The 26,256-nt window shown below is 67.6% G+C and carries 24 protein-coding genes and 1 other RNA gene; 15 read left to right on the forward strand and 10 right to left on the reverse strand.

Going from position 1 to position 26,256, the window contains the following annotated elements; all coding sequences use genetic code 11:
• The first annotated feature begins 10 nt into the window (after positions 1–10).
• From QE444_RS05510 to QE444_RS05525, 4 genes are all read left to right on the forward strand, one after another.
• The gene (locus QE444_RS05510; RefSeq protein WP_252977260.1) at positions 11–1,387 is read left to right on the forward strand and encodes an MFS transporter; all 1,377 of its coding nucleotides are present in this window, start codon (positions 11–13) and stop codon (positions 1,385–1,387) included.
• A gap of 125 nt (positions 1,388–1,512) precedes the next feature.
• Complete coding sequence (locus tag QE444_RS05515) at positions 1,513–2,631, forward strand: ABC transporter substrate-binding protein (protein WP_309737507.1); 1,119 nt, start codon at positions 1,513–1,515, stop codon at positions 2,629–2,631.
• The gene (locus QE444_RS05520) at positions 2,628–3,686 is read left to right on the forward strand and encodes an iron ABC transporter permease (protein ID WP_187981034.1); all 1,059 of its coding nucleotides are present in this window, start codon (positions 2,628–2,630) and stop codon (positions 3,684–3,686) included. Before QE444_RS05515 ends, QE444_RS05520 begins: the two co-directional genes overlap by 4 nt.
• Positions 3,683–4,480 carry an ABC transporter ATP-binding protein gene (locus QE444_RS05525; RefSeq protein ID WP_309737508.1) on the forward strand — a complete coding sequence of 266 codons (798 nt, stop codon included), beginning with the start codon at positions 3,683–3,685 and terminating at the stop codon, positions 4,478–4,480. Before QE444_RS05520 ends, QE444_RS05525 begins: the two co-directional genes overlap by 4 nt.
• A gap of 156 nt (positions 4,481–4,636) precedes the next feature.
• On the opposite strand, the gene QE444_RS05530 is transcribed toward QE444_RS05525, so the two are convergent.
• On the reverse strand, positions 4,637–6,763 hold the full coding sequence (locus tag QE444_RS05530) for a TonB-dependent siderophore receptor (protein ID WP_309737509.1): 2,127 nt from the start codon (positions 6,761–6,763) through the stop codon (positions 4,637–4,639).
• Between the two features lie 233 nt (positions 6,764–6,996).
• On the opposite strand from QE444_RS05530, the gene QE444_RS05535 reads away from it, so the two are divergent.
• The 3 genes from QE444_RS05535 (at position 6,997) to QE444_RS05545 (ending at position 9,675) form a co-directional block, all read left to right on the forward strand.
• Positions 6,997–7,944: a class I SAM-dependent methyltransferase gene (locus QE444_RS05535; protein WP_273862810.1), complete on the forward strand. Its 948-nt coding sequence runs from the start codon at positions 6,997–6,999 to the stop codon at positions 7,942–7,944.
• Positions 7,945–8,349: 405 nt separating this feature from the next.
• Positions 8,350–8,793: an NfeD family protein gene (locus QE444_RS05540; protein ID WP_158891696.1), complete on the forward strand. Its 444-nt coding sequence runs from the start codon at positions 8,350–8,352 to the stop codon at positions 8,791–8,793.
• 27 nt (positions 8,794–8,820) lie between these two features.
• Complete coding sequence (locus tag QE444_RS05545) at positions 8,821–9,675, forward strand: SPFH domain-containing protein (protein ID WP_187981038.1); 855 nt, start codon at positions 8,821–8,823, stop codon at positions 9,673–9,675.
• Between the two features lie 24 nt (positions 9,676–9,699).
• On the opposite strand, the gene QE444_RS05550 is transcribed toward QE444_RS05545, so the two are convergent.
• Positions 9,700–9,921 (reverse strand): VF530 family protein, encoded by a 222-nt coding sequence (locus QE444_RS05550; RefSeq protein ID WP_273862812.1) that lies wholly within the window; start codon positions 9,919–9,921, stop codon positions 9,700–9,702.
• A gap of 206 nt (positions 9,922–10,127) precedes the next feature.
• On the opposite strand from QE444_RS05550, the gene QE444_RS05555 reads away from it, so the two are divergent.
• From QE444_RS05555 to pcaC, 8 genes are all read left to right on the forward strand, one after another.
• Positions 10,128–10,976 carry a CoA transferase subunit A gene (locus QE444_RS05555; RefSeq protein ID WP_309737512.1) on the forward strand — a complete coding sequence of 283 codons (849 nt, stop codon included), beginning with the start codon at positions 10,128–10,130 and terminating at the stop codon, positions 10,974–10,976.
• 3 nt (positions 10,977–10,979) lie between these two features.
• Positions 10,980–11,765, forward strand: a complete 786-nt coding sequence (locus QE444_RS05560; RefSeq protein WP_093257255.1) for a CoA-transferase subunit beta — start codon at positions 10,980–10,982, stop codon at positions 11,763–11,765.
• Positions 11,762–12,976, forward strand: coding sequence for a 3-oxoadipyl-CoA thiolase (pcaF, locus tag QE444_RS05565; RefSeq protein ID WP_187981042.1), 1,215 nt, complete (start codon positions 11,762–11,764; stop codon positions 12,974–12,976). Before QE444_RS05560 ends, pcaF begins: the two co-directional genes overlap by 4 nt.
• Before the next feature lie 255 nt (positions 12,977–13,231).
• Entirely contained in the window at positions 13,232–14,524 is a 1,293-nt protein-coding gene (locus tag QE444_RS05570; protein ID WP_158891708.1) for an MFS family transporter, read from the forward strand.
• 61 nt (positions 14,525–14,585) lie between these two features.
• Positions 14,586–14,661, forward strand: a non-coding RNA gene (locus QE444_RS05575) — sX9 sRNA.
• Positions 14,662–14,684: 23 nt separating this feature from the next.
• A complete protein-coding gene (locus QE444_RS05580) occupies positions 14,685–16,043 on the forward strand; it encodes a 3-carboxy-cis,cis-muconate cycloisomerase (RefSeq protein ID WP_309737513.1) in 1,359 nt (452 codons plus the stop codon).
• Between the two features lie 16 nt (positions 16,044–16,059).
• Positions 16,060–16,848 (forward strand): 3-oxoadipate enol-lactonase, encoded by a 789-nt coding sequence (gene pcaD, locus QE444_RS05585; protein WP_273862816.1) that lies wholly within the window; start codon positions 16,060–16,062, stop codon positions 16,846–16,848.
• 11 nt (positions 16,849–16,859) lie between these two features.
• The gene (pcaC, locus tag QE444_RS05590) at positions 16,860–17,255 is read left to right on the forward strand and encodes a 4-carboxymuconolactone decarboxylase (RefSeq protein WP_093257243.1); all 396 of its coding nucleotides are present in this window, start codon (positions 16,860–16,862) and stop codon (positions 17,253–17,255) included.
• A 959-nt stretch (positions 17,256–18,214) separates the two neighbouring features.
• Here the strand turns inward: pcaC and QE444_RS05595 are convergent.
• The 8 genes from QE444_RS05595 to pqqF form a co-directional block, all read right to left on the reverse strand.
• Positions 18,215–19,621 (reverse strand): ATP-binding protein, encoded by a 1,407-nt coding sequence (locus tag QE444_RS05595; RefSeq protein ID WP_309737514.1) that lies wholly within the window; start codon positions 19,619–19,621, stop codon positions 18,215–18,217.
• Positions 19,622–19,740: 119 nt separating this feature from the next.
• Positions 19,741–20,265, reverse strand: a complete 525-nt coding sequence (locus QE444_RS05600) for a GNAT family N-acetyltransferase (protein ID WP_280311124.1) — start codon at positions 20,263–20,265, stop codon at positions 19,741–19,743.
• 163 nt (positions 20,266–20,428) lie between these two features.
• Positions 20,429–21,580: a pyrroloquinoline quinone biosynthesis protein PqqE gene (gene pqqE / locus QE444_RS05605; RefSeq protein WP_280311249.1), complete on the reverse strand. Its 1,152-nt coding sequence runs from the start codon at positions 21,578–21,580 to the stop codon at positions 20,429–20,431.
• A gap of 22 nt (positions 21,581–21,602) precedes the next feature.
• Entirely contained in the window at positions 21,603–21,878 is a 276-nt protein-coding gene (pqqD, locus tag QE444_RS05610; RefSeq protein ID WP_133862265.1) for a pyrroloquinoline quinone biosynthesis peptide chaperone PqqD, read from the reverse strand.
• Positions 21,875–22,624: a pyrroloquinoline-quinone synthase PqqC gene (pqqC, locus tag QE444_RS05615; RefSeq protein ID WP_133862264.1), complete on the reverse strand. Its 750-nt coding sequence runs from the start codon at positions 22,622–22,624 to the stop codon at positions 21,875–21,877. Before pqqC ends, pqqD begins: the two co-directional genes overlap by 4 nt.
• Before the next feature lie 5 nt (positions 22,625–22,629).
• Entirely contained in the window at positions 22,630–23,541 is a 912-nt protein-coding gene (gene pqqB / locus QE444_RS05620; protein WP_285388594.1) for a pyrroloquinoline quinone biosynthesis protein PqqB, read from the reverse strand.
• A 55-nt stretch (positions 23,542–23,596) separates the two neighbouring features.
• A complete protein-coding gene (gene pqqA, locus QE444_RS05625) occupies positions 23,597–23,668 on the reverse strand; it encodes a pyrroloquinoline quinone precursor peptide PqqA (RefSeq protein ID WP_003243383.1) in 72 nt (23 codons plus the stop codon).
• A 183-nt stretch (positions 23,669–23,851) separates the two neighbouring features.
• Positions 23,852–26,236: a pyrroloquinoline quinone biosynthesis protein PqqF gene (gene pqqF, locus QE444_RS05630; protein WP_309737515.1), complete on the reverse strand. Its 2,385-nt coding sequence runs from the start codon at positions 26,234–26,236 to the stop codon at positions 23,852–23,854.
• Positions 26,237–26,256 lie beyond the last annotated feature (20 nt).

The following is a 26,256-nucleotide window of genomic DNA, read 5'->3' on the forward strand; positions in this document are numbered from 1 at the left end:
GCAGACCACCATGACACAAACCCTCGCGGGCGCCGTGCCCCTGGCCGATTCTTCGGCCACGGCGACAGCCGGCACCCTGGATGTCCAGCACTTCATCAATCGCCAGGCACTGTCCGCCTACCAGTGGCGCATCGTCGCCCTGTGCTTTCTCATCGTCTTTCTCGACGGCCTCGACACCGCGGCCATGGGCTTCATCGCCCCGGCGCTGTCGGTGGAGTGGGGCATCCCGCGGGCCAGCCTGGGGCCGGTGATGAGCGCGGCCCTGGGCGGCATGGTCTTTGGCGCCCTGGGCTCCGGGCCCCTGGCCGATCGCTTCGGTCGCAAGGGCGTGCTGGTGGTCGCCACCTTCATCTTTGGCGGCTTCAGCCTGCTCTCGGCCTTCAGCGCCAACCTCGAACAGCTGGTGATCCTGAGATTCCTCACCGGGCTGGGCCTGGGCGCCGCCATGCCCAACGCCACCACGCTGCTCTCGGAATACACCCCCGAGCGCCTCAAGTCGCTGCTGGTGACCAGCATGTTCTGCGGCTTCAACCTGGGCATGGCCGGCGGTGGCTTCGTCTCGGCCTGGATGATCCCGGCCTATGGCTGGCACAGCCTGCTGGTGCTGGGCGGCGTGCTGCCGCTGGCGCTGGCCGTGGTGCTGCTGCTCTGGCTGCCGGAATCGGCGCGCTATCTGGTGGTGCACGGCAAGAGCGCCGAGCGCATCCGCCGGGTGCTGGCGCCCATTGGCCGCGAGGCCGCCGAGGCCCGGCACTTCGTGGTGCCCGAGCAGAAGTCGGTCAAGACCGGCAACGTCTTCGCGGTGATCTTCAACCGCAACTACAGCGCCGGCACCCTGCTGCTGTGGCTGACCTATTTCATGGGCCTGGTGATCGTCTACCTGCTCACCAGCTGGCTGCCGACGCTGATGCGCGACGCCGGCGCCAGCCTGGAGCAGGCCGCCCTGATCGGCGCGCTGTTCCAGTTCGGCGGGGTGCTCAGCGCGGTGTTCGTCGGCTGGGCCATGGACAGATTCAATCCGCACAAGGTGATCGGCCTGTTCTATGTGCTGGCTGGGATCTTCGCCTATTGCGTGGGCCAGAGCCTGGGCCAGGTCGCCCTGGTCGCCACCCTGGTGCTGGTGGCCGGCATGTGCATCAACGGCGCCCAGTCGGCCATGCCGTCGCTGGCGGCGCGCTACTACCCGACCCATGGCCGCGCCACCGGGGTGTCCTGGATGCTCGGCATCGGCCGCTTCGGCGCCATCACCGGCGCCTGGATGGGCGCGACCCTGCTGGGCCTGGGCTGGACCTTCACCCAGGTGCTCACCGCGCTGCTCCTGCCGGCCGGTCTTGCCGCCCTGGCGGTATTGATCAAGGGCGTGGTCAGCCACGCCGATGCCACCTAGCGTCGACGGCTTCCCCTTTGCCGGTGGCAGGCGCTAGGCGCAGGCGCTGCCACCGCGTAAAGTTGCACCCTTTGCATGCTCCGCAGTCACCCGTTTAGAGCGGGTGCAGACGTCCAAGGGGTTCCATGAAAGGTTTCGCGCGCAGCGGGCAGTGGGCTGTCCGGCTGGTAACGCTTATCGCTTGCTTTCTGATTGCTCCGGCCTTTGCCGAGACCCGCCAGGTCACTGACGTTCTCGGGCGCACGGTGACGATCGAGGCACCGGCCAAGCGGGTGGTGCTGGGCTTCCACTATGGCGACTACCTGGCGGTCGGTGGCGAGCAGGCCTTCGATGCCGTGGTCGGTGTCTCCCGCGGCGCCTGGGAACGCAAGGTGCCGGCCAACTGGGCGCTCAATGTCGCCCACCGACCCTCCCTGGCCAGCCTTCCCGATGTGGGGGAGACGGAAAACAACAGCTTCTCGGTGGAAAAGGTCCTTGCCCTCAAGCCTGATCTGGTGGTGCTGGCCGCCTGGCAATTCCAGGCGCTGGATAGCGAGGTCAAGCGCCTCGAACAACTCGGCATCCCGGTGGTGGCGATCGACTACAACGCCCAGACCCTGGAGCGCCACCTGGCCTCCACCCGCCTGCTCGGCGTCATCACCGGCCAGGAGGCGCGCGCCGCCGAGCTGGCCGACTTCTATGCCAAGGTGGTGGAGGACATCCAGACCCGCATCGCGGCCGCTCATCGTCCGAAGCCGCGGGTCTATGCCGAGTTCGGCAACAAGGGGCCGGCCGAGTACTCCTTCACCTATGGTCGCAACATGTGGGGCGCCATGGTCACCATGGCCGGTGGCGACAACATCGCCGCGCCCTTCATCCAGTGGTGGGGGGTGATGAATCCGGAACAAGTGCTTATGGCCCAGCCGGAGGTCATCTTCATCTCCGGGCGCGAGGACAACAGCAATCCCACCGCCTTGCCCATGGGCCCTGGCGTCAGCGCCGACGACGCCCGCAGCCACCTGCGCGCCTTCATGCAGCGACCGGGCTGGGCCAATCTGCCGGCGATCCGCGACGGGCGTCTGTATGGCGTCTACCAGGGCGCCTCGCGCAGCCTGGAGGACTTCGCCATGCTGCAGTTCATCGCCAAGCAGCTCTATCCGGATCTGTTCCAGGACGTGGATCCCATGGCCAACTACCGCGACTACTATCGCCGCTACATGCCGATCCAGCCGCAGGGCACCTTCGCCATAGGCCTGACGCCATGAGTGAGGCCGCGAGCGCCAGCCACGGCAACGCCATCGCCGAGCAGCGCGCCCGCGAGCGTCGCCGCTGGCGCGCCTGCGCGGTGTTTCTGCTGTTGACCCTGGCGGCTCTGGTGCTGGACATCGCCACCGGGCCGTCGCTGCTCTCGCCGCTGGAGGTGCTCAAGTCGCTGACCGGGCTTGGCGAGCGGCAGCCGATGACCGACGCCATCGTCCGCGACCTGCGCCTGCCGGTGGCGCTGATGGCCCTGGCGGTGGGCGCCGCCCTCGGTGCGGGCGGGGCGCAGATGCAGACGCTGCTCAACAACCCCATGGCCAGCCCCTACACCCTGGGCATGGCCGCCGCCGCCGGCTGTGGCGCCGCTCTCAGCCTGGCACTGGGCAGCTTCGGCCTGGGCGCGCTGATCGGGGTGCCGCTGGGGGCCTTCGCCTTCGCCATGCTGGCGGCGCTGTTTCTCTTCGCCCTGGCCTCGCTCAAGCGCACCGGCAGCGACACCATCATCCTCGGCGGCATCGCCCTGCTGTTCCTCTTCCAGTCGCTGCTGTCGCTGGTGCAGTTCCTCTCCTCGCCGGAGCTCTCCCAGCAGATCCTCTTCTGGCTGTTCGGCAGCCTCGGCCGCGCCACCTGGACCACCCTGGCCATCGTCGCCGGAGTGACCCTGCTGTGCTGCCTCCTGCTCTTGCGCGATGCCTGGAAGCTGGCAGCCCTGCGCCTAGGCGAGGCCCGTGCCGAGAGCCTCGGCGTGGACATCCGCCGCCTGCGCCTCAAGGTGCTGATCCTGGTGGCGGTGATGACCGCGACGGCCACCAGCTTCGTCGGGGTGATCGGCTTCGTCGGCCTGGTCGCGCCCCATATCGCCCGTTGGCAGGTGGGGGAGGATCAGCGCTTCCTGCTGCCGCTGTCGGCCATCTGCGGCGCCCTGATGCTGTCCTCTGCCTCGGTGCTGTCCAAGTCGATCCTGCCCGGGGCGCTGTTTCCGGTGGGCATCGTCACCGCCATCGTCGGGGTGCCCTTTCTGCTCTGGCTCATCTTCGCCCCGCGCAGGTCCAGCCCATGATCCGCCTCCAGGACCTCGCGCTGAAGCGCGGCGACCGCACCGTGATCTCCGGACTCTGCACCGAGCTGCACGCAGGGCAGGTGCATGTGATCCTCGGCCCCAATGGCACCGGCAAGACCACCCTGCTGCGCGCCCTGGCCGGTGACCTGCCGCTGGCGGCGGGTCATATCGAACGCGGGGAAAGGCGGCTGGTGGCGGGGGCTTCGCTCCGCGCTCAGCGCGAGGGCTGGCGCCAGGGCGTGGCCTATATGCCCCAGGATTCCCATGCCGAGGCGGCGCTGTCGGTGCTGGAGACGGTGGCCATGGGCAGCCTGGAACGGCTGACCCTGCACCTGGACGATGAGCTGCTGGAGCGGGCGCTGGGCAAGCTCGACGAGGTGGGCATCGGCCATCTGGCCTCGCGTCAGCTGGGTGCCCTGAGTGGCGGTCAGCGGCAGCTGGTGTTCTTTGCCCAGGTGCTGATGCGCGAACCCGAGGTGATGCTGCTGGATGAACCGGTCAGCGCCCTGGATCTGCGGCACCAGATCAACCTGCTCGATCGGGTACGCCACGAGACCCGATTGCACAATCAGGTGACCGTGGTGGTGCTGCACGATCTCAACCTGGCCTGCCAGTACGCCGATTCGCTGCTGGTGCTGGTCAACGGTGGCCTGCTGGCCGCCGGCCGACCCGCCGCCATCGTCACCGCCGACCTGCTGGAAGCCACCTACGGCGTGGCGGTGGACATCCTCCACGACCGCCAGGGCCGCCCGGTGGTGCAGCCGCTGACCGGTCAGGCCTTCAGCGAGGCCTGATTTTCAATGGGTCGTAGAGCCTGTTCATAATCTCGCGAGCTAGAGCCAAACAAGGCGAGAAGGCCTGAGGAAGCGGAGTTTACATAGCGTAAATGAGCATTCCGAAGGCCTTCTCAACGCGGTTTGGCCGACGCGCAGCAGATTATGAGCAGGCTCTTAGAAGGTGTAGGTGAAACCGGCCTGTACCGTCCGCGGCTCGCCCGGATAGCTGTAGGCGTTCCAGGAACTCTCGTCGTAGCCCTTGTTGAAGACGTTGCGCACGTCCAGGTTCAGCCGCAGGTGCTCGTCGACCTTGTAGAAGCTCAAGAGGTCGGTGACCGTGTAGCTGTCCATCGTGTAGTCGCTGGCGATGGTCTTCTGGCCTTCGCGCTCACCCACGTACTTGAGGTTGGCACCCAGGCCCAGGCCGCGCAGTGCACCGTCGTGGAATTCGTAGACGTTGAGCAGGTTGACGGCATTGCGCGGGATGTTGGTCAGGCGCGTGCCGCGGGCCAGGGTGTTGTCCTTGGTGACCTCGGCATCGGTGAAGGCGTAGCCGCCGAGGATGCGCCAGCTGGGCGTCAGGTCGCCGGTCACGTTGACTTCGAAGCCGCGGCTGCGCACCTCGCCGGCGGCGATGTTGAAGTTTGTGTTGGCCGGGTCCGGGGTCAGGACGTTTTCCTTGACCGTATGGAAGATCGCCGTGTCGACGCTGAGGCGGCCGTCCAGTGCCGCCCACTTCATGCCCACCTCGTAGGCCTTGCCTTCCTCGGGATCGAAACCGCCGCCTTGGAACGCTGCGCCGGTGTTGGGCTTGAACGACTTGGAGGCGCTGGCGTAGAGGGCCAGTTCCGGGGTGAGGTCATAGCTGACGCCCAGGCGTGGGGTGACGGCGTTGTCGGCGTTGGACCAGCTCTGACCACCGGCGACGAAGTTATCGTAGTCATGCTCGAAGCGCTCCAGGCGCACGCCACCCAGCACCTTGAGGCGCTCGGTGAGGGCGATCTGGTCCTGCACGAAAGCCGCCCAGGTCTTGAGGGTCTCGTGGTCGTGGGTGGGGATGAGGGTCAGGGCCGGGCGCGGCTGACCGAGTACGGGGTTGCGCAGGTTAACTGGATAAGGCGAGACCGCTGGGTCAGAGCGCTGGATGATCGACTGATAGTCGTAGTCTTCCACCTCGATCCCGGTGATCAGGGTGTGGCCGAGGCCGAATGTGTCGAAGCGACCGGTCAGGTTCAGTTGCAGGTCGCGGTCGCTCCACTCCAGCTTGCGGTAGTTGAAGTTGCGTCTGAGGGTCACGCCGTCGGCCTGCACGCCGTTGGCTTCCACGGCATTGCCCTTGAGGCTGCCGTCGAGGTACTGGAAGCCGCCGGCCAGGGTCCAGGCGTCGTTCAACTGGTGCTCGAAGCGCAGCTGATAGGCCTCGCTGTCGCTGTGCAGCAGGTTGGTGGTGCCCTTTTCCCAGGCATTGGTGGAGCGACTGGCCTCGGCGTGCTGGGTCAGGTAGTTGGTGCGGCCGCGATCCAGCGGGGCATTGCTGCGGATGATGTCCGCCTCGAAGGTGATGAGGGTGGCGTCGGTGGCCTGCCAGCTCAGCACCGGGGCGACTTCGTAGCGCTCGGTGTGCACGTCGTCGCGGAAGGTGTCGCCGCCCTCGGCGATCAGGTTGAGGCGATAGGCCAGGCGGCCGTCCTCGTCCACCGGGCCGGTGGTGTCCAGGGTGCCGCGTTTCTGGCCCTGGTCGGTGAACTGGCTGCCAAGGGTGGTCTTGCGCTCGCCCAGCGGCTGCTTGGTGACCACGTTGAAGGTGCCGCCCGGATCGCTGCGGCCATAGAGGGTCGCGGCCGGTCCGCGCAGAACCTCGACCCGCTCCAGGGTGGCGGCATCCGGCGCGCTGGGATAGCCACGATTCATGGGGAAGCCGTTGCGGAAATACTCGGAGCTGGTGAAGCCGCGCACCGTGTAGCTGGTCAGGCCCTGGCCGCCGAAGTTGTTGCCGCGGCCGACGCCACCGGCCTGGTCCAGCGCCTGTTGCAGGCGGGTGGCGGAGAGGTCGTCGAGGGCTTCGCGGGAGACCACGCTCACCGACTGGGGCGTTTCGTGCAGCGGGGTGTCGGTACGGGTGGCACTGCTGGAACGCTCTGCCTTGTAGCCCTGCACCGGACCGGTGGGTGATTCGGCCGTGCCGACGATGGTGAGGTCGGACAGCGCCTGGGGCGAATCTTCCGTCTGCTCCTGCGCATGACCGGCGAGGGGGAGGGCACAGAGGGGCAGCAGATAGAGAGCAGGGGCCAGCCGGTGCATTGTTATCGTCCTGGGGTTCGGGGAGGCGGATTCTAGAGCGGCTTACAAAGTGGATACAACTGCGAGTCGTTACCGCCTGAGACATATTTTCATCGGACTGGTCGGTTCGTTGGCGACGGCGCGCCCAAATACCGTCGTAGCCAATCGCCGGCAGACACCTGGCGGGCCTGCGCCGGGAGGCGAGCCCGGTACTTTTGCCGTAGCATGCCGCTCCTTTGCCGTCGTGACCGCCCATGAATACCGCCACCCTTGCCCACCTCTCCGCGCTGCTGCTCGCCGCCCTCGATTCGCCACCCGCCGAGGCGCGCCGGCTGGTGCACGGCCGTGGCCGGCTGCTGCCGGGGCTGGAACAACTCACCGTGGACTGGCTGGAAGGCGTGGTGCGGGTAGGGCTGTTTCGCGAATTGCCCGCCGCCGAGCTGGATGCCCTGCGCACTACTCTGACCGTCCTGGGCGAGACCCCGGCGTGGCGCGCCAGCGGCGCCCGCAGCCTGCTCCTGCAGCATCGCTATCGCCTGGACGCGGCCAGCGAGGCGCTGATCGGTGCGCCGGTGGGCGAGCACGTCATCCATGAAGACGGCCTGAAGTTCGGCCTGGACCTCACCCGCCACCAGAACATGGGGCTGTTCCTCGACATGCGCCTGGGCCGCCGCTGGGTGCGCGAGCAGGCCGCCGGTCTGCGCATCCTCAACCTGTTCGCCTACACCTGTGGCTTCTCGGTGGCCGCCCTGGCCGGCGGCGCGGCCCAGGTGGTCAATCTGGACATGGCCCGCGGGCCCCTGACCCGCGGTCGCGAGAACCACCGACTCAATGGCCATGACCTGGGCAAGGTCAGCTTTCTCGGCCACGAACTGTTCAAGTCTTGGGGCAAGGTGCGCAAGCTGGGGCCCTATGACCTGGTGATCGTCGATCCGCCCAGCTTCCAGCAGGGCAGCTTCGCGCTGACCAAGGACTACGCGCGCATCCTGCGCCGCCTGCCCGAACTGCTCACCCCCGGTGGCCGGGTGCTGGCCTGCGTCAACGACCCCGGCGTCGGCGCGGATTTCCTCATCGCCGGCATGGCCCAGGAGGCGCCCGGACTGGCCTTCGTCGAGCGCCTGGCCAATCCGCCGGAATTCGCCGACGAAGACGCCGAAGGTGGTCTCAAAGTGCTGGTGTTCCAGCAGGACCAGGCGTCGTAGGTTGGGTTGAGCGTAGCGAAGCCCAACGGTGCCCGGTTTCGGCCCCGCCTTGTTGGGCTTCGACGATAAAGCCGTCTCAACCCAACCTACGGAATCCGCCCGTAGGTTGGCGCTGAGCGCCGCGAAGCCCAAAGGTGCCCAGCCTCGACCCCGGCCCGTTGGGCTTCGACGATGAGGCCGTCTCAACCCAACCTATGAATCCGCCCGCAGGTTGGCGCTGAGCGTAGCGAAGCCCAACAGTCCCCAGGTTCAACCCCAGTTCGTTGGGCTTCGACAGTGGCGCCGGCTCAACCCCACCTGCGCGACGGGGCGCCATTTCATCGGGCGCTCGGTACCACTCGGAGGCCCTGGTGGCGGATGAGCGCAGCAGCAGCCATGCTGTGGCGTTACCTGGAAGGAGCGGCAATGGACGTGCAATGGTGGTACTGGCTGGTGCTGGGCGTCGGCCTGATGCTGAGCGAATTGGTGGTGCCGGCCTTTTTCCTGATCTGGTTCGGCCTGGGCGCCCTGCTGGTCGGCGTGCTGCTGCTGGTACTGCCGGCCCTGGCGCTGGCCGTGCAACTGCTGGTCTGGAGTCTGGCCTCGCTGGTGGCGGTGTTTCTCTGGTTTCGCTATGGCAAGGACCGTGGCAAGCCCGGTGAAGACTGGAGCGCCGACGTCCATCTGGGCGAGATCGGCCTGCTGGTCGCGGCGGTCGGCCCCTTCGCCCGTGGCCGCGTGCGCTTCCAGAAACCCATCCTCGGCAGCGATGAATGGCCCTGCCTGGCCGACGCCGAGATCGCGGCCGGCGAGCGGGTTCGACTGCTCGCCTTCGAAGGCAACCTGGTCAAGGTCGCCCGTCAATCCTGACGTCTTCCATCCATAGGGACATCGTCCATGAGTGTCAGTCTTATCGTCGCCCTGCTGTTGCTGGTTTTCATCGTCGTCACCGTCGCCAAGGGCGTGCGCCTGGTGCCCCAGGGGCAGGAGTGGATCGTCGAGCGCCTCGGCAAGTACCGCACCACCCTCAAGCCCGGGCTGAATTTCCTCATCCCCTACATGGACCAGGTCAGCTACCGCCTCAGCACCAAGGACCTGATCCTCGATGTGCAGCAACAGGAGGTCATCACCCGCGACAATGCGGTGATCCTGGCCAATGCCCTGTGCTTCGCCAAGATCGTCGATCCGGCCAAGGCGGCCTATGGCGTGGAAGACTATGCCCAGGCCATCACCAGCCTGGCGATGACCTCGCTGCGCGCCATCATCGGCGAGATGGAACTGGACCAGGCACTGTCCTCGCGGGACGAGATCAAGGCGCGGCTGAGGGTCAGCATGGCCGAGCAGACCGTGGACTGGGGCATCACCGTCAAGGCGGTGGAGGTGCAGGAGCTCAAGCCGACCCCGTCGATGCAGGCGGCGATGGAAATGCAGGCGGCCGCCGAGCGGGAGCGCAAGGCGGTGGTGACCCGGGCCGAAGGCGCCAAGCAGGCCGCCATCCTGGAGGCCGATGCCCGTCTCGAAGCGGCCAAGCGCGACGGCGTGGCCCAGGTGACCCTGGCGCAGGCCTCCGCCGCCGCCCTGAGCAAGATCTCCGAAGCCGTGGGCAGCGAACCGACGCCGGTGCTCTATCTGCTGGGCGAGCGTTATATCAATGCCATGGAAAAGCTGGCCACCAGCGAGAACGCGAAGACGGTGGTCCTGCCGGCCGATATCCAGCAGACGCTGCGTGGCCTGCTGGGGACCAAGTCCTAGTCCGGCAATTGTCGCGGGCCTGCCCTAGCCCTGCTTCGGCAGGCGCCGATAGAGCTGCTCGACCTTTTCCCGCGCCCAGGGCGTGCGGCGCAGGAAGGTCAGGCTGGATTTGATACTGGGCTCATGGGTGAAGCAGCGCAGCGGGATGCGTCGGCCGAGTTCTTCCCAGCCATGATGCTCCACCAGGCGGGTGAGCAGGGCTTCGAGGGTGATGCCTTCGAGGGGGGCGCGGGGCTTGTCGGACATCGGCTGGGCTCTGGATGAGGGGAGGGCAGTGTAGCCGCTGCAACAGCGCGCCGCGCGTCGAAGCGGTCGACAGTCCACAAACGATGCTGTTCGATAATCGAACTGTTAGTCGATTATCGGATTGTTTGCGTGGGTAGGGCTTTGTAGTCTGGCTCCAGACCGCCGCACCGGGCGGCGCCGACAACAAAGACGCGAGTCGACAATCCATGGCCCAGATCCTGTCCCTGAGCGAAGCCATCCAGCGCTTCGTCCACGATGGCGAGACCGTCGCCCTCGAAGGCTTCACCCATCTCATTCCGACCGCCGCCGCCCACGAGCTGATCCGCCAGAACCGGCGCGACCTGACCCTGGTGCGCATGACCCCCGACCTGGTCTATGACCTGCTGATCGGTGCCGGTTGTGCCAGGCGGCTGATCTTCTCCTGGGGCGGCAATCCCGGGGTCGGCTCCCTGCACCGCCTGCGTGATGCGGTGGAAAAAGGCTGGCCGCACAAGCTGGAGATTTCCGAGCACAGCCACGCGGCCCTGGCCAACGCCTATGTCGCCGGCGCCTCCAACCTGCCCTTTGCCGTCCTGCGCGGCTATCAGGGCTCGGACCTGGCCAAGGTCAATCCGGACATCAGGTTCATCGCCTGCCCCTTCACCGGCGAGCAGCTCGCCGCGGTGCCCAGCGTGCGCCCCGACGTCACCGTCATCCATGCGCAGAAGGCCGACCGCCAGGGCAACGTGCTGATCCAGGGCATCCTCGGCGTGCAGAAGGAAGCGGCGCTGGCCGCCCAGCGCTGCATCGTCACCGTGGAGGAGATCGTCGACGACCTCCAGGCGCCGATGAACGCCTGCGTACTGCCGACCTGGGCGCTCAGCGCGGTCTGCGTGGTGCCGGGCGGGGCGCATCCGTCCTATGCCCACGGCTACTACGAGCGGGACAACCGTTTCTACCAGGCCTGGGACCCGATCGCTCGCGACCGCGACACCTTTACCCAGTGGATCGACACCTACATCCGCGGTACCGCGGACTTCGCCGCCTTCCAGGCGAAGCTGGCTGCGGAGGCCTGAATCATGAGCGACTTCACCACCAATGAAATGATGACCGTGGCCGCCGCACGCCGCCTCGGCAATGGCAGCGTCTGCTTCGTAGGCATCGGCCTGCCGTCCACCGCCGCCAACCTGGCACGCCTGACCCATGCGCCGGACGTGGTGCTGATCTACGAATCCGGCCCCATCGGTGCCAAGCCCTCGGTGCTGCCGCTGTCCATCGGCGACGGCGAACTGGCCGAGACCGCCGACACCGTGGTGCCCACCGGCGAGATCTTCCGCTACTGGCTGCAGGGCGGACGCATCGACGTGGGCTTTCTGGGCGCGGCCCAGGTCGACCGCTTCGGCAACATCAACACCACGGTGATCGGTGACTACCACCAGCCCAAGGTACGCCTGCCGGGCGCCGGCGGCGCGCCGGAGATCGCCGGCTCGGCCAAGGAGGTGCTGATCATCCTCAAGCAGTCGCACCGCAGCTTTGTCGACAAGCTGGCCTTCATCACCTCGGTGGGCTTCGGCGAGGGTGGCGATCATCGCCAGCAGCTGGGTCTGCCGGGCAAGGGGCCGACCGCCATCATCACCGACCTCTGCATCATGGAGCCGGAAGCCGGCACCCACGAATTCGTGGTGACCGCCCTGCATCCCGGAGTGACCCGCGAACAGGTGGTGGCCGCCACCGGCTGGGCCATCCGCTTCGCCGACCAGGTCGCCACCAGCGCGGCGCCGACGGCAACCGAACTCGCGGCCCTGCGTGATCTGCAGGCCCGGACCAATGCCGCCCACGGCGGCCAGAAAGGAGCTGAGGAATGAGTCGCCCCGTCTATATCTGCGACGCCATTCGGACCCCCATCGGCCGGCTCAACGGCGGTCTCTCGGCGGTGCGTGCCGATGACCTGGCGGCCATTCCGCTCAAGGCGCTGCAGGAGCGCAATCCCCAAGTGGACTGGACGGCGGTGGACGAGGTGTTCATGGGCTGCGCCAACCAGGCCGGGGAAGACAACCGCAACGTGGCGCGCATGGCAGTGCTGCTGTCGGGACTACCGGAAACGGTGCCGGGCGTGACCCTCAATCGCCTCTGCGCTTCGGGCATGGAGGCGGTGGGCCAGGCCTATCGCGCCATCGCCCTCGGCGAGATGGAGCTGGTGATCGCTGCCGGGGTGGAATCCATGACCCGCGCTCCCTATGTGATGGGCAAGGCCGACAGCGCCTTCGGTCGCGGCCAGAAGCTGGAAGACACCACCCTGGGCTGGCGCTTCGTCAATCCGGCGATGAAAGAGACCTACGGCGTCGACAGCATGCCGGTCACCGGCGACAACGTCGCCGCCGACTATGGCGTCAGCCGCGCCGACCAGGACGCCTTCGGCCTGCGCAGCCAGCAGCGCGCCGCGGCGGCCCAGGAATCCGGCTACTACGCCGAGGAAATCGTCCCGGTGACGATCAAGGGCAAGAAGGGCGACCTGGTGGTGGCGCAGGACGAGCATCCGCGTCCGGACACCACCGCAGAAGGCCTGGCCAAGCTCAAGCCGGTCAACGGCCCGGACAGGACCGTGACCGCGGGCAACGCCTCGGGTCTCAACGACGGCGCCTCGGCGATCATCCTGGCCTCGGCGGAAGCAGTGCAGAAGCACGGCCTCACGCCCCGCGCCCGGGTACTCGGCATGGCCAGCGGCGGGGTGGCGCCGCGCATCATGGGCGTCGGTCCGACCCCGGCAGTGCGCAAGCTGCTGCAGCAACTGGACCTGTCCATTGAGGCCTTCGACGTCATCGAGCTCAACGAGGCCTTCGCCGCCCAGGGCATCGCCGTCCTGCGCGAGCTGGGCGTGGCCGACGACAGCCCCAAGGTCAATCCCAATGGCGGCGCCATCGCCCTGGGTCATCCCCTGGGCATGAGCGGCAACCGCCTGGTGCTCACCGCGGTGCACCACCTGGAAAAGACCGGCGGCCGCCTGGGGCTCGCCACCATGTGCGTGGGCGTCGGCCAGGGGCTGGCGCTGGCGGTGGAGCGGGTGGACGGGATCTGAGGCTTTGGCGCTTGGGCGCTTAGGCAATCGCGGCCATGGCGGTCCGCCGATGCGGCCGCTTCTACAAGAGCTCGATGTACTTGTAGGAGCGGCCCATGGCCGCGATAAGCCTCTCACTGCAGAGCGGCTAGGCCGGAAAATCGCCCCGGTTTCACTTCTTCTACGCCCACACTTCCCTGTAACCGCGTGTGTCTCTCCTGGTCCGATGGCGGTAGGCTGTCCCCCGTCCATCCATACCTATAATTAAGGATCTCCATGAGCACTCACCCGCATTACAGCTTCGAGGAGCGCAAGAAGCGCATCTTCGCCATCGTCGGCGCCTCGTCTGGCAACCTGGTGGAATGGTTCGACTTCTACGTCTACGCCTTCTGCTCCATCTACTTCGCCGCCGCCTTCTTCCCGAAGAGCGATCCCACCGTGCAGCTGCTGAGCACCGCCGGCGTCTTTGCCGCGGGCTTTCTCATGCGCCCCCTGGGCGGCTGGATCTTCGGGCGCGTCGCCGACAAGTACGGCCGGCGCACCTCCATGGTCATTTCCATCCTGATGATGGGCGCCGGCTCCCTGGCCATCGCCTGCCTGCCCACCTATGCCAGCATCGGCGTCGCGGCGCCGGCCCTGCTGCTGCTCGCGCGCCTGCTGCAAGGCATCTCGGTGGGTGGTGAATACGGCACCACAGCTACCTACATGAGCGAGGTGGCCCTGCGTGGCCAGCGCGGCTTCTTCGCCTCCTTCCAGTACGTCACCCTGATCGGCGGCCAGCTGCTGGCGGTGCTGGTGGTGGTGATCCTGCAGCAGGTCCTGAGCGATGCCGACCTGCGTGCCTGGGGCTGGCGGATTCCTTTCCTGGTCGGCGCCGCCGCGGCCGTGGTCTCGCTGTTCCTGCGTCGCTCGCTGGAAGAGACCACCACCGCCGAGACCCGCGCCAACAAGGAGGCCGGTACCCTCAGCGGTCTGTTCAAGCATCACAAGGCGGCCTTCTTCACCGTGCTCGGCTACACCGCCGGCGGCTCGCTGATCTTCTATACCTTCACCACCTACATGCAGAAGTACCTGGTCAACACCAGCGGCATGGACGCCAAGACCGCCAGCGCCGTGATGACCTGTGCCCTGCTGGTGTTCATGCTCATGCAGCCGCTGTTCGGCATGCTCTCCGACCGCATCGGCCGGCGCGCCTCCATGCTGCTGTTCGGCGGCCTGGGCACGGTCTGCACCTGGCCGATCCTCACGGCGCTGGCCAGCGTCCAGAGTCCCTTCGTGGCCTTCCTGCTGATCTGCCTGGCCATGGCCATCATCAGCCTCTACACCTCCATCAGCGGCCTGGTGAAGGCGGAGATGTTCCCGCCGGAGGTGCGCGCCCTGGGCGTGGGCCTGTCCTATGCGGTGGCCAATGCCATCTTTGGCGGTTCGGCGGAATTCGTCGCCCTGAGCTTCAAGACCCAGGGGCATGAAGAAGTCTTCTACATCTATGTCTCGGTGATGCTGGCGGTGGCCTTCCTGGTCAGCCTCCGGCTGCCGCGGCAGGCCACCTACCTGCATCACGACCACTAGGAGCAACCAACAAAACTACTGCGCGTCCGCCAGGCGGGCGCGTGCAGTGCTCGGAATCCTCATGTACCACTTGTACATTCCGGTTCCTGCGCGCCGCGCGCACCCGCCTGACAACCGCTCGCTACGCTTTGTTGGCCGCTCCGCCACTTGAGGAAGCCCCATGTCCAACCTGCTATTCGACGCCTACTTCACCAGCGCCACCATGCGCGCGGTGTTTTGTGACCACGGCCGACTGCAGGGCATGCTGGACTTCGAAGCGGCCCTGGCGCGCGCCGAGGCGGCGGTGGGGGTGATCCCGCAGACGGCGGTGGCGCCCATCGCCGCTGCCTGCCGCGCCGAGCGTTATGACGCGGCCGAGCTGGCCCGGGCCGTGGTCAGCGCCGGCAATTCCGCCATTCCGCTGGTCAAGGCGCTGGGCCGGCAGATCGCCGCCCAGAACCCCGAGGCCGAGCGCCATGTGCATCGTGGCGCCACCAGCCAGGACGCCATGGACAGCGGCCTGGTGTTGCAGATCCGCCAGGCGCTGGACCTGCTGGACGCCGACCTGGCGCACCTGGCCGAGGCCCTGGCCGCCCAGGCCGAGCGCCATGCCGATACCGTGCTGGCCGGCCGCACCTGGCTGCAGCACGCGACGCCGGTGACCCTGGGCATGAAGCTGGCCGGGGTGCTGGGCGCCATCACCCGGCACCGCCAGCGCCTGGCCGAACTGCGGCCGCGGGTGCTGGTGCTGCAATTCGGCGGTGCCTCGGGCAGCCTGGCCGCCCTGGGCGCTGATGCCCTGCCGGTGGCCGAGGCCCTGGCCCGGGAGCTGGCGCTGAGCCTGCCGGAGCAACCCTGGCACACCCAGCGCGATCGCCTGGTCGAGGTCGGCGCCTGGCTCGGCCTGGTGGCCGGCAGCCTGGGCAAGCTGGGCCGCGATCTGTCGCTGCTGATGCAGACCGAAGCCGCCGAGGTCTTCGAGCCCTCGGCGCCGGGCAAGGGGGGCTCTTCCACCATGCCGCACAAACGCAATCCGGTGGGCGCCGCGGTGCTGATCGCCGCTGCCACCCGCGCGCCGGGTCTGGTCAGCACCCTGTTTTCCGCCATGCCCCAGGAGCACGAGCGCAGCCTGGGGCTCTGGCACGCCGAGTGGGAAACCCTGCCGGAGCTGTTCTGCCTGGTTTCCGGCGCCCTGCAACAGGCTCAGGCCATCGTCGCCGGGCTGGAGGTCGACGCCGCACGCATGCAGGCCAACCTGGAACTGACCCACGGCCTGGTGCTGGCCGAGGCGGTCAGCATCGCCCTGGCCGGGCGCCTGGGGCGCGAGGCCGCCCACCACCTGGTGGAGCAGAGCTGTAAGCGCGCTGTCCAGGAGGGTCGCCACCTGCGCCAGGTCCTCGGCGATACCCCCGAGGTCACCGCCGAGCTTTCCAGTGCCGAGCTGGATCGACTGCTGGACCCCGCCCATTACCAGGGCCAGGCCCGGGCCTGGGTGGCTCGCGCCCTGGCCGAACACCGCACTTTGCTTGCCCATTCCTAGACCAGAGGACTGCCTGATGCCCAGCGTACGTCTCGCCGATGGCGACCTGAATTACCAACTGGAGGGCCCCGCGGGCGCCCCCGTGCTGATCCTGTCCAACTCCCTGGGCACCAACCTGGCCATGTGGGACGACCAGGCCGCCGCCTTCAGCGAGCGCTTTCGCCTGCTGCGCTACGACACCCGCGGCCATGGCGCCTCCCTGGTGACGCCCGGCCCCTATCGCATGGACGGGAACGGTCGCGACGTCCTGGCCCTGGCCGACGCCCTAGGTATCGACCAATTCGCCTTCTGCGGCCTGTCCATGGGCGGCTCCATCGGCCAGTGGCTGGGCATCAACGCCCCCGAGCGGGTCACCCGTCTGGTGCTGTGCAACACCGCCGCCAAGATCGGCACCCCCGAGGTGTGGAATACCCGCATCCAGACCGTCGAAGCCGGCGGCGAGCAGGCCATGCGCGACCTGCGCGACGCCTCCATCGGTCGCTGGTTCACCCCTGATTTCGCCAGCGCCGAGCCGGACCGGGTCGACCGCATCGTCGCCATGCTCGCCGGCACCTCGCCCCAGGGTTATGCGGCCAACTGCGCGGCGGTGCGCGATGCCGACTTCCGCGAGGTGTTGGATGCCATCCGTGCGCCGACGCTGATCGTCGCCGGCAGCCACGACGCCGTGACCACCCCGGCCGACGGCCGCTTCCTGCAGGAGCGCATCCCGGGCGCCGAGTACGTCGAGTTTCCCGCCGCCCACCTGTCCAACGTGCAGATGGGCGCTGCCTTTACCCAGCGCGTGCTGGCCTTTCTGAGCGCCTGAAGGAGTCGATCTTGGACGAAAGAGAACGTTATGAAGCCGGCATGCAGGTCCGCCGCGCGGTGCTGGGCGACGCCCACGTCGATCGCAGCCTGGAAAAGCTGACCCCCTTCAACGAAGAATTCCAGGAGATGATCACTCGCCACGCCTGGGGCGACATCTGGACCCGCCCGGGCCTGCCGCGGCACACCCGCAGCCTGATCACCATCGCCATGCTGATCGGCATGAATCGCGAAGGCGAACTCCGCCTGCACCTGCGTGCCGCCCGCAGCAACGGGGTGACACGAGAGGAGCTCAAGGAGCTGATCATGCAGAGCGCCATCTACTGCGGCATCCCGGCGGCCAACGCCACCTTCCACCTGGCGGAGGCGGTGTGGGATGAGTTGGGGGTGGAGTCGTTGGAGGGGTGAGTTTTCCCTTGGGCCCCTTGGATGAAGCCCGCCGGTTTAGATTTGGTGGGCGTTATTGGTTTTGAATGAGGCGTATGGCGTAGGTTGGGTTGAGCGTTAGCGAAGCCCAACATCACGGGGTTAGCCCTCGATACCTGGCTTTGCCTGCTGGTGCCCTAGCTGCTTATCGAAGTCTAGAGGAGGTCCTTGTTTCGCCCCCTCGGGCGAGTCACTTTTGCCAATCGCGGCAAAAGTAACCAAAAACGCTTGCCCCACGTTTCGGCCCTGCGCTGCGCTCCGGGTCCCCTCGCTCCGGTGCCGCTCCAGGGGCACGGCACGAAGGGGCTTCCTGCCCCTCGCGCCTTGCTCGGCGTCCTGCCTCGCATCCCCCTCCGCGACACCTACACTCGGCCTCACTGACGGGGCGGGGCGACAGCCTGAGGCTTGGGTGTTTAAAGGTTTGTAGCGTGGAAAACCGCGTAGCGTTTTCCACTGATACGCATGGCCATGCTTAGTGGACAAGGCTTCGCCGTTGTCCACGCTACGGCTACGGCTACGGCTACGGCTACGGCTACGGCTACGGCTACGGCTACGGGCTTTTTGTGGCTCTTCAACCAACACTTTCAGGCTAGCGAATCGCCCCGTTCAGGAGGGCGAACGCCAGTGTCGTGGAGTGGGTCGAGCCGCATGGATGCGGCGAGAGGTCCAGTGGGCCATGGACGGCCCATCTGGACCGACCCCGGAACGGCGCTGGTGCGAGCGCACCCGGAGCGAAGCGGAGGGCCGGATGGTCGGGGCAAGCGTTTTTGCTTACTTTTTTCGCGTTTGAAAAAAGTGAGTCGCCCGGGTGGGCGAAACAAAAAGCATGAAGGCGTTTGATAAACAGCTGAGGCACCAATAGGCCAGAGAGTTGGGCTTCGCTATCGCTCAACCCAACCTACAAAAGCGGCCCCCAGCCTAAGACCGAGGGCGTAGGCTTGTTATTTCGCCATCACCCGCGTAATCCGATCCCCCTCGGCATCATCCTGCCCCTTGGCCTTGTTCACCGCGTAGACCACACCCTTGCCATCCACCACCGCGTGGTTGGGATAGGTACCCAGCTCCAGGTTGGCCTTGATGGTGCCGTCCGGGTCGACCACGGTCAGGGTGCCGGCGCCGCGGTTGGTCACGTAGGCCAGGCGCTTGACCGGGTCGAAGGCCACGTTCAGCGCTCCGGCGCCGGTGGTGACGTTGTGCAGGGTCTTGCCGGTCTTGGCGTCGACGATCAGCAGGTTGTCGCTGCCCTGGGCGGTGATGAACAGGCGATCGGTCTGGGGATCGTGGGCCACGCCCATGGGGGTCTTGGCGCCCTGGATCGGGAAGACCTTCTCGACCTGCTCGGTCTTGGCGTCGATCACCGCGGCTTCGTTGGTCTTCAGGCTGACGGCGTAGAGCTTGTGCACCGTCGGGTCCAGGTGCATGCCGACCACGGCGAACTGCTCGCCGCGCACGCCCGATTCGATGGTGATGTGCTTGCGCACGGCCGGGGTCTTGGCGTCGAAGCTGACGATGTCCGGGGTCATGGCCGCCGAGGCAAAGGCGCGTTCGAGTTTCTCGTCGACCACCACGGTGTGGGCATGGGGCACGAGGCCGGGTTCGAATTGCTTGACCAGACCCAGGTCGCTCTGGCGATAGACCGCCACGGTGTTCTGCCGGGTGTTGGTGGTCCAGACGGTGCCGTTGCGATCGTCCACGCCCACGCCGTAGACGGCGTAGACACCGGCCTCCGCGCCGGGGGCGGCGGCCGGGGTGAGCTGGCGTTCGATGGCCAGGTCCTTGGGATCGAGCTTGAGCAGCTGCGAGACCTTGACCGGTGGGCGGCCCACGGCCGAGGTGACGAAGAGGGCGCCGGTCTTGGCACTGCTGTCCACCTGGTAGAGGCCCGGGACCAGTTTGACCGCGGTGAGGCTATAGGCGTCGGCGCCGGATAGCGGCACCACCGGCGAGACCTTGAGCGGGAAGACCGCGGCGCCCGAGGGCTGGGCGGTGCTGATGACGATGGGGTGCTGGCCGGGGGCGGCGTCTTCGGGGATGCGCAGGGTCGCCTTGAAGTTGCCCTGGGCGTCGGCCACGTAGGCGGCGTCGGGGTTGAGCGCTACGCCGCCGCGGGACAGGGTGATCTGCTGACCGGGGGTGAAGCCGCGACCGTCCAGCGCCACCTCGCTGCCGGCCAGGATGGCGGTGCCGGTGACGGGGCTGGCCTTGATCTCGCCGTGGTAGTCCGGATCGGGGGCTTCGAAGCTGGAGCGCGCCTGGGCGGCTTGCCCACCCAGCGCCAGCAGGGTGGCCAACAAGGTAACGGAAAAGACGCGCCGGCCCTTGGCCGAAGACGCTGGAGCGATGTTCATCAGGGATTCCTTGTAGCGGCGATCAAGATACCCGCGCCAGAGCGCCGGGCGGCAGAGGCCCTCCTGGGCTAGGTCATGTTAAGGCGAAAGCGAAATACTTGCATTTAGATTTGCAAGGTTTAGGCGTGCTCGGCATCCGGGGTGTCGAGGGTGCGCTGCATCAGGCAGGCACCGGCGCCATAGCCGGCCAGCTTGGCCTTGAGCGCGGCATCGGCGGGAACCGGATGATAGTGGTGGCGCTGCCAGTAGCCGATGGCGTTGGACAGCGACACCAGCCGCCCCTGGCGCAAGCGGGCACGCCGGGCCTGGCCCTTGGCGTGGCGATAGAGGCGACCGGCCACCCCCTGGCCCTGGGCCTCGGGGTGCACCGCGCAATCGTGCAGGAACCAGGTGGAAGCCTCGCTCGGCAGCTGCTCCAGGCGAGCCCCCAGCACCGGTGGCAGGCCGTCGTCCCAGGGATAGGCGATCAGATAGCCGCGCAGGCGATCTTCGGCGTCGGTCGCCGCCCAGCAGTGCTCCGGGGCGAGCTCCAGGCGATTGACGTAGAAGGCGCGGTCTTCGAGCAGGTCGGCGGGGTAGGTGGCCGCCTGGATATCGAGAACGGCGGGGATATCGGCGGGGCGCAGCGGGCGTATCGAGGGCATGACGACGAGGCGAAAAGGTCCGGCCGGGCAGTATGGTCACTGCCCGGCCGGGAGGCAAATGCCTCGGAGCCGTGGGTGGTGAGTCCCGCTGACAAGCCTGCACCCTGGCACGAGGAACCGGATTCCGCCGACGACCTTGGCATGTCTGGCGCCGCCGCTGGCTTCAAGCCTTGGCGATCAGCCGCGAATTGCGTTCGTTGCGGAATTGCAGGTCCTCGATCCGCTGGGTCGCGGTCTCGGCTTCCTGGCGGGCGGCGAGGATGAGGTCGTGGTGCGGCGACTTGGCGCAGACCGGATCGGCGTTGCGCGCATCGCCGGTGAGCATGAAGGCCTGGCAGCGGCAGCCGCCGTAGTCCTTTTCCTTCTCGTCGCAGGAGCGGCAGGGCTCGGGCATCCAGTCGTAGCCGCGGTAGACGTTGAAGCCGAAGGAGTCGTACCAGATGTGCCGCAGATCCTGCTCCTTCACGTTGGGGAAGGCGATGGGCATCTGCCGGGCGCCGTGGCAGGGCAGGGCGGTGCCGTCCGGCGTGATGGTCAGGAACAGCTTGGCCCAGCCATCCATGCAGGCCTTGGGGCGCTCTTCGTAGTAGTCCGGGGTGACGAAGATCAGCTTGCAGGGATGATTCTCGGCCTTGAGGCGCGCGCGGTACTCGTTCGTGATGCCTTCGGCGCGCTCCAGCTGGGCCCGGGTCGGCAGGAGACCGGCGCGATTGCGCTCGGCCCAGCCATAGAACTGGCAGGTGGCGAGTTCGACGAAGTCGGCCTCCAGGGCCAGGCAGAGGTCGATGATCTGGTCGATGCGATCGATGTTGTGCCTGTGGGTGACGAAGTTGAGCACCATCGGGTAGCCATGGGCCTTGACCGCCTTGGCCATGGCCAGCTTCTGGGCGAAGGCCTTCTTCGAGCCGGCGAGCAGGTTGTTCACCTGTTCGTCGCTGGCCTGGAAGCTGATCTGGATATGGTCCAGGCCGGCTTCCTTGAACTCGGCGATGCGCGCCTCGGTGAGGCCGATGCCGGAGGTGATGAGGTTGGTGTAGTAGCCCAGCCGGCGCGCCTCGCGGATCAGCTCGGCGAGGTCCTGGCGCACCAGGGGTTCGCCCCCAGAGAAGCCGATCTGGGCCGCACCCATCTCCCGTGCCTCGGCCATGACCTTGAACCACTGTTCGGTGGTCAGCTCGCGCCCCTGGGCGGCGAAGTCCAGGGGATTGGAGCAGTAGGGGCACTGCAGCGGGCAGCGATAGGTGACCTCGGCCAGCAGCCACAGGGGCAGGCCAATGCTGGGCGCAGCAACGGTGGGCGGCTGCGGCAACTGCATGGGCGTGCCCGGCAGGCTGGTGTCAGCCGAGCAGGAGCCAGTGCTCGGCACGGGCGACCTCCATGAATTGTTCGACGTCCGCACCCAGTTCGGGAACGCCGGGGAAGCGTTCGTCGAGGGCTTCGATGATGGCGGCCACGTCACGCTGGCCGTCGATCAGCCCGCCGATGGCGGCGGCGCTGTCGTTGAGCTTGATCATGCCCTCGGGATAGAGTAGCACATGGGCGTCCTGCGCCGGCTCGAACTGGAAGCGGTAGCCGGGACGCCAGCGCGGCACCTGGGTACGGTCGAAGCTCATAGGTCGATTCCTCGGTGCCAGCGACGCTCGGCGGTGACGCTGTGATAGGGCGGGCGATGCAGTTCGTAGGCCATGCTCATGGCGTCGAGCATGCTCCAGAGGATGTCCAGCTTGAACTGCAGGATCTCCAGCATGCGCTGCTGGGATTCCCAGGTGGTGTAGTGCTGCAGGGTGATCTGCAGGCCGTGCTCGACGTCGCGCCGCGCCTGGCCCAGGCGAGTGCGGAAGTACTCGTAGCCGGCCGGATCGATCCAGGGGTAATGGGTCGGCCAGGCGTCCAGCCGCGACTGGTGGATCTGCGGCGCGAACAGCTCGGTCAGGGAGCTGCTGGCGGCCTCCTGCCAGGAGGCGCGGCGGGCGAAGTTGACGTAGGCGTCCACCGCGAAGCGTACCCCGGGCAGCACCAGTTCCTGGGAGAGCACCTGCTCGCGATCCAGGCCGGTGGCCTCGGCCAGGCGCAGCCAGGCCTCGATGCCGCCTTCGCTGCCGGGCTCGCCGTCATGGTCGAGGATGCGCTGCACCCACTCCCGACGGATCTCGCGATCCGGGCAGTTGGCCAGGATGGCGGCGTCCTTGAGCGGGATGTTGACCTGGTAGTAGAAGCGATTGGCCACCCAGCCCTGGATCTGCTCGCGACTGGCGCGACCCTGGTACATGGCCACGTGATAGGGGTGGTGGATATGGTAGAGGTCGCCCTTGGCGCGCAGGGCGGCTTCGAATTCGGCGGGCGTGAGGGCGTTGGGCATGGCGTTCACAACTCGATGGACATCCCGTCCCAGGCGACTTCCACGCCCTGGCGCGCGACGATGGCGCGTTCGGGGGAGTCTTCGTCCAGGATCGGATTGGTGTTGTTGATGTGGATCAGCACCTTGCGCTGGCGCGCGAAGCCGGCCAGCACCTCCAGCATGCCGCCGGGACCGCTCTGCGGCAGGTGGCCCATCTCGGTGCCGGTCCGGGTGCCCACGCCGCGACGCTGCATCTCGTCGTCGGTCCAGAGGGTGCCGTCCACCAGCAGGCAGTCGGCCTGGCCCATCAGCTCCAGCAGAGCGGCGTCCGGCTGGCCGAGGCCCGGGGCATAGAACAGCTTGCCGCCGGTGTGTCGGTCATGAACCAGCAGCCCCAGGTTGTCGCCCGGGTGCGGATCGTAGCGATGGGTCGAATAGGGCGGCGCGGCGCTGCGCAGCGGAAAGGGCGTGAATTCCAGATGCGGACAGGCCGGAATGGTGAAGCTGCCGCTCAGGGCGATGGGCTGCCAGCTGAGCCCGCCGTTCCAGTGTTCGAGCATGTTGAACAGCGGAAAGCCGGTGGTGAGGTCCTGGTGGACCATCTCGGTGCACCAGACCTGGTGGGGGCAGCCTTCACGCAGGCTGAGCAGGCCGGTGGTGTGGTCGATCTGGCTGTCCAGCAGGACGATGGCGCGGATGCCGGTGTCGCGCAGGGCCCGCGCCGGCTGCAGCGGGGCGAAGCCGGCCAGCTGGGCGCGGATGTCGGGCGAGGCGTTGCACAGGATCCAGTTCACCCCGTCATCGGACAGGGCGATGGAGGACTGGGTACGGGCCTGGGCCCTGAGGGTGCCCTGGCGGAAGCCGTCGCAATTGACGCAATTGCAGTTCCACTGGGGAAAGCCACCGCCGGCGGCGGAGCCGAGAATCTGGATATGCATGGGAAAGGCTAAACCTGGAAAAAGTACGCCCCGGCGAACCGGGGCGTGGGGCGCATCAACGGTTGGCGAAGTACATGGTGACTTCGAAGCCGATGCGCAGGTCAGTGTAAGCAGGCTTGGTCCACATGGGAGGTCTCCTCTTTGACTGCGAAAGCCGGATGGATCCGGTCGTCAAGTCTAACAAATGTTATCTAGCTAAGGGTTTTTGCCGCGACGAATCGCTGGCGGTCCGGCGGACATAACAGTCTTACCGATCCTGCAACAGATTGACCGCCGGCAGCAGCCGACGCTCCCGGGAAAGTGTTGAAAGCTATGACATCCAGCCGGATGGCGCGTCGGCATTGGCCAGGGCGAAGCGCGGTGCGTCGCTGGCGATGAGTTGCTGCCAGGCCTGCTGCAGGGCCCTGTCGTCCAGGGCGGCCAGGGCGTGTTGCAGGGGCGCAAGATCCAGCGCACCGCTGCGCTGGAAGCCCCACCAGAGGCGCTCGGCCAGAGCTGCGCGTTGAGGGGTGCCGGGGCTGAAGTCGCGCACCAGTTGGCGGATGTTCTGTGAAAGCGTAGCGCCCTCGGCCTGTATGGCGGCCAGGCTGTCAGCCAGGCAACCCTCGATTTCCGCCAGGATCTCCGCCGCCCGGGCATGGGGTGACTGGACACCGATCAAAAGACCGGCCTGATCGCCCAGCTGGCGATAGGCGGAAAACACCGCATAGCCCAGTTGCCGCTCGCTGCGCAGGCGCTGGAACAGCGGTCCCTGCAGGCGCGCCGCCAGCAGCCGCCAGGCGGCTTCGGTGGTGGCGCGCGCGTCGGGTTGCGGACAGAACAGCAGCAGCGCCTGCTGGGCATCGGCGCTGGGTTCGGGGTGCCAGTGGCGACCGGTGAAGCTGGGCAATTCGCCCTGCGGCCCGGCCTGGGGCTGGGGCGGCGGGGTGACGGCAGCCAGGGATGCCTGCGCCGTCTGCGGCAGGCCGCAGGCCAGGGCTTGCCAACGCGGGCCTTCGGTAATCTCCGTCAGCGGCGTGACCGCAGTCAGTCGCTCGGGCAGGACCTTGAGCAACTGGCGGATCAGCATGGGCTCTGGCGGTACCGCGGGTGCCGGGCTGCCGTTATCCCGCTCCGCCGTCAGGCGGCCGAGCGCCTGCTCCAGCACCGCCGGCAGCGCCGCGGCCCAGCCTTGCAGTCGCAACTCCCAGGGCGCCCCCGGTGGACTCCAGCGCAGGTTGACGCCCGCCTCGGCGGCCCGCCGGGGGAGCGCGCCCAGTACCTGGGCATCGGGCGCAACCGGTCCCGGCCATCGCCAGCGCAGGAACAGCAGGCCTTCGCGCTGCTGCGGGGCAAGGGCCTGGCTGGTCGGCCAGGGTTGCAGCGCCGGGGCGCTCGAAGGTACGGGGTCAACGAGCAAAGGATTGGGCGGTGGCAGGGTAAAGGGAGCGGCGACGGGCGACGCCCGGTTCGCTGCATCGGCCAGGCCGGCGGCGAAACCGCTGAGGCGTTCCGGGACCAGTTGCGCGAGCAGCCGCGGCCAGGCGGCCTGGGCGGCGGGCGAGAGGGCCGGTTGTGGCCAGGCGTCTCCTCGTCGATCCAGCCAGAGGCGTTCAACCAGGCGTCTTGCCAGCGCCAGGGCGGGCAGGGTGGCCCAGACGCGCTGGATGCGTTCGGCGTGGCCCTGCTGCAGCGCGGCGAGAGGTGTCTGGCGCAGGGTGTCCAGCCAGGCGAACAGGAGGCTGGTCAGGTGGCCGGGGCTGGCCTGAGGACCGGGTGAGAGATCCAGCTGGAGCAGGCCCTGGCCTGCCTGGCGATAGGGCCAGGCGAGGCTGAGCCGTGCGGCCTGGCCCGCCTGGCGCAGGAGGGCGGGCAGGCCGCCGGGATGGTCGCCGAGCAGCAGGGTCTCCAGCAGCTCTGCCGCTTCCCAGCTGCCGGGCGGCAGGTCGTCGAGAGCGAATTGCAGCGCCAGCCTGGGCGGCGTGGCGGTAATGGTCTGCCAGTGTTCACCCCTGGCCGGGAGTGGCGGGGGCGTTGCATTTGCGGACGCAGAACCGGATGCCAGGACGGCACCCTGCTCGCGGGCCAGGTCTGCCAGTTCGGCCAGCGATTGTGGCCCGGCCAGCACCAGCAGAGCGTTATCGGCGCGGTAGTGCTGGTGCTGGAAAGCGCGCAGCGCCCTTTGGAAGGCAGGGCTCTGCAGCGGCAGGCTATAGCGATTGCCGGCGTGAAAGCCGGCGGCGGGATGGTCCGCGGGCAGGGCGGCCGCCAGGGCCAGGTCGCGGCGGGTATCGGCGCTGCGCGACCAGGCGATGAATTCGGCGTGCAGTACCTCGCGCTCGCGGCGCTGGGCGCATGGTGCCAGCAGCGGTGCGGCGAGCATGTCCAGCAGTCGGGCGAGCCCGGCGGCCAGATGCTCGGGGGCCAGGGCGAAAAAGAAGTCGGTGGTGGTCTCGCGGGTGCTGGCGTTGAGTTCGCCACCCAGGCGCTGCACCAGCGGCATCAGGCCGTCCGTCGCCGGATAGCGGCGGCTGCCGAGAAAGAACAGGTGTTCGAGAAAGTGCGCCAGCCCCGGAAAGGCCCGCGGTGCCTGATGGCTGCCGGCGCCGATGCGCACCAGGGCGGCGGCCTGGGGCAGCTCGGGGTCGTGCAGCAGGGCGACGGCCAGGCCATTGGCCAGGCGCAGGCGGCGGTGTTGGGAAAGAGAGCTGGGCATGGGGATAGCTTAACCGAGTC

The sequence above is a fragment of the Pseudomonas sp. SORGH_AS_0199 genome, from assembly GCF_031453735.1.
Taxonomy (GTDB): Bacteria; Pseudomonadota; Gammaproteobacteria; order Pseudomonadales; family Pseudomonadaceae; genus Chryseomonas; species Chryseomonas aestiva.

What these genes read in the sequence shown, in the direction of transcription:
- QE444_RS05510 (WP_252977260.1), top strand. Translation starts at nt 11, where the DNA reads ATGACACAAACCCTCGCGGGCGCCGTGCCCCTGGCCGATTCTTCGGCC.
- QE444_RS05515 (WP_309737507.1), top strand. Translation starts at nt 1,513, where the DNA reads ATGAAAGGTTTCGCGCGCAGCGGGCAGTGGGCTGTCCGGCTGGTAACG.
- QE444_RS05520 (WP_187981034.1), top strand. Translation starts at nt 2,628, where the DNA reads ATGAGTGAGGCCGCGAGCGCCAGCCACGGCAACGCCATCGCCGAGCAG.
- QE444_RS05525 (WP_309737508.1), top strand. Translation starts at nt 3,683, where the DNA reads ATGATCCGCCTCCAGGACCTCGCGCTGAAGCGCGGCGACCGCACCGTG.
- QE444_RS05530 (WP_309737509.1), bottom strand. Translation starts at nt 6,763, where the DNA reads ATGCACCGGCTGGCCCCTGCTCTCTATCTGCTGCCCCTCTGTGCCCTC.
- QE444_RS05535 (WP_273862810.1), top strand. Translation starts at nt 6,997, where the DNA reads ATGAATACCGCCACCCTTGCCCACCTCTCCGCGCTGCTGCTCGCCGCC.
- QE444_RS05540 (WP_158891696.1), top strand. Translation starts at nt 8,350, where the DNA reads ATGGACGTGCAATGGTGGTACTGGCTGGTGCTGGGCGTCGGCCTGATG.
- QE444_RS05545 (WP_187981038.1), top strand. Translation starts at nt 8,821, where the DNA reads ATGAGTGTCAGTCTTATCGTCGCCCTGCTGTTGCTGGTTTTCATCGTC.
- QE444_RS05550 (WP_273862812.1), bottom strand. Translation starts at nt 9,921, where the DNA reads ATGTCCGACAAGCCCCGCGCCCCCCTCGAAGGCATCACCCTCGAAGCC.
- QE444_RS05555 (WP_309737512.1), top strand. Translation starts at nt 10,128, where the DNA reads ATGGCCCAGATCCTGTCCCTGAGCGAAGCCATCCAGCGCTTCGTCCAC.
- QE444_RS05560 (WP_093257255.1), top strand. Translation starts at nt 10,980, where the DNA reads ATGAGCGACTTCACCACCAATGAAATGATGACCGTGGCCGCCGCACGC.
- pcaF (WP_187981042.1), top strand. Translation starts at nt 11,762, where the DNA reads ATGAGTCGCCCCGTCTATATCTGCGACGCCATTCGGACCCCCATCGGC.
- QE444_RS05570 (WP_158891708.1), top strand. Translation starts at nt 13,232, where the DNA reads ATGAGCACTCACCCGCATTACAGCTTCGAGGAGCGCAAGAAGCGCATC.
- QE444_RS05580 (WP_309737513.1), top strand. Translation starts at nt 14,685, where the DNA reads ATGTCCAACCTGCTATTCGACGCCTACTTCACCAGCGCCACCATGCGC.
- pcaD (WP_273862816.1), top strand. Translation starts at nt 16,060, where the DNA reads ATGCCCAGCGTACGTCTCGCCGATGGCGACCTGAATTACCAACTGGAG.
- QE444_RS05595 (WP_309737514.1), bottom strand. Translation starts at nt 19,621, where the DNA reads ATGAACATCGCTCCAGCGTCTTCGGCCAAGGGCCGGCGCGTCTTTTCC.
- QE444_RS05600 (WP_280311124.1), bottom strand. Translation starts at nt 20,265, where the DNA reads ATGCCCTCGATACGCCCGCTGCGCCCCGCCGATATCCCCGCCGTTCTC.
- pqqE (WP_280311249.1), bottom strand. Translation starts at nt 21,580, where the DNA reads ATGCAGTTGCCGCAGCCGCCCACCGTTGCTGCGCCCAGCATTGGCCTG.
- pqqD (WP_133862265.1), bottom strand. Translation starts at nt 21,878, where the DNA reads ATGAGCTTCGACCGTACCCAGGTGCCGCGCTGGCGTCCCGGCTACCGC.
- pqqC (WP_133862264.1), bottom strand. Translation starts at nt 22,624, where the DNA reads ATGCCCAACGCCCTCACGCCCGCCGAATTCGAAGCCGCCCTGCGCGCC.
- pqqB (WP_285388594.1), bottom strand. Translation starts at nt 23,541, where the DNA reads ATGCATATCCAGATTCTCGGCTCCGCCGCCGGCGGTGGCTTTCCCCAG.
- pqqF (WP_309737515.1), bottom strand. Translation starts at nt 26,236, where the DNA reads ATGCCCAGCTCTCTTTCCCAACACCGCCGCCTGCGCCTGGCCAATGGC.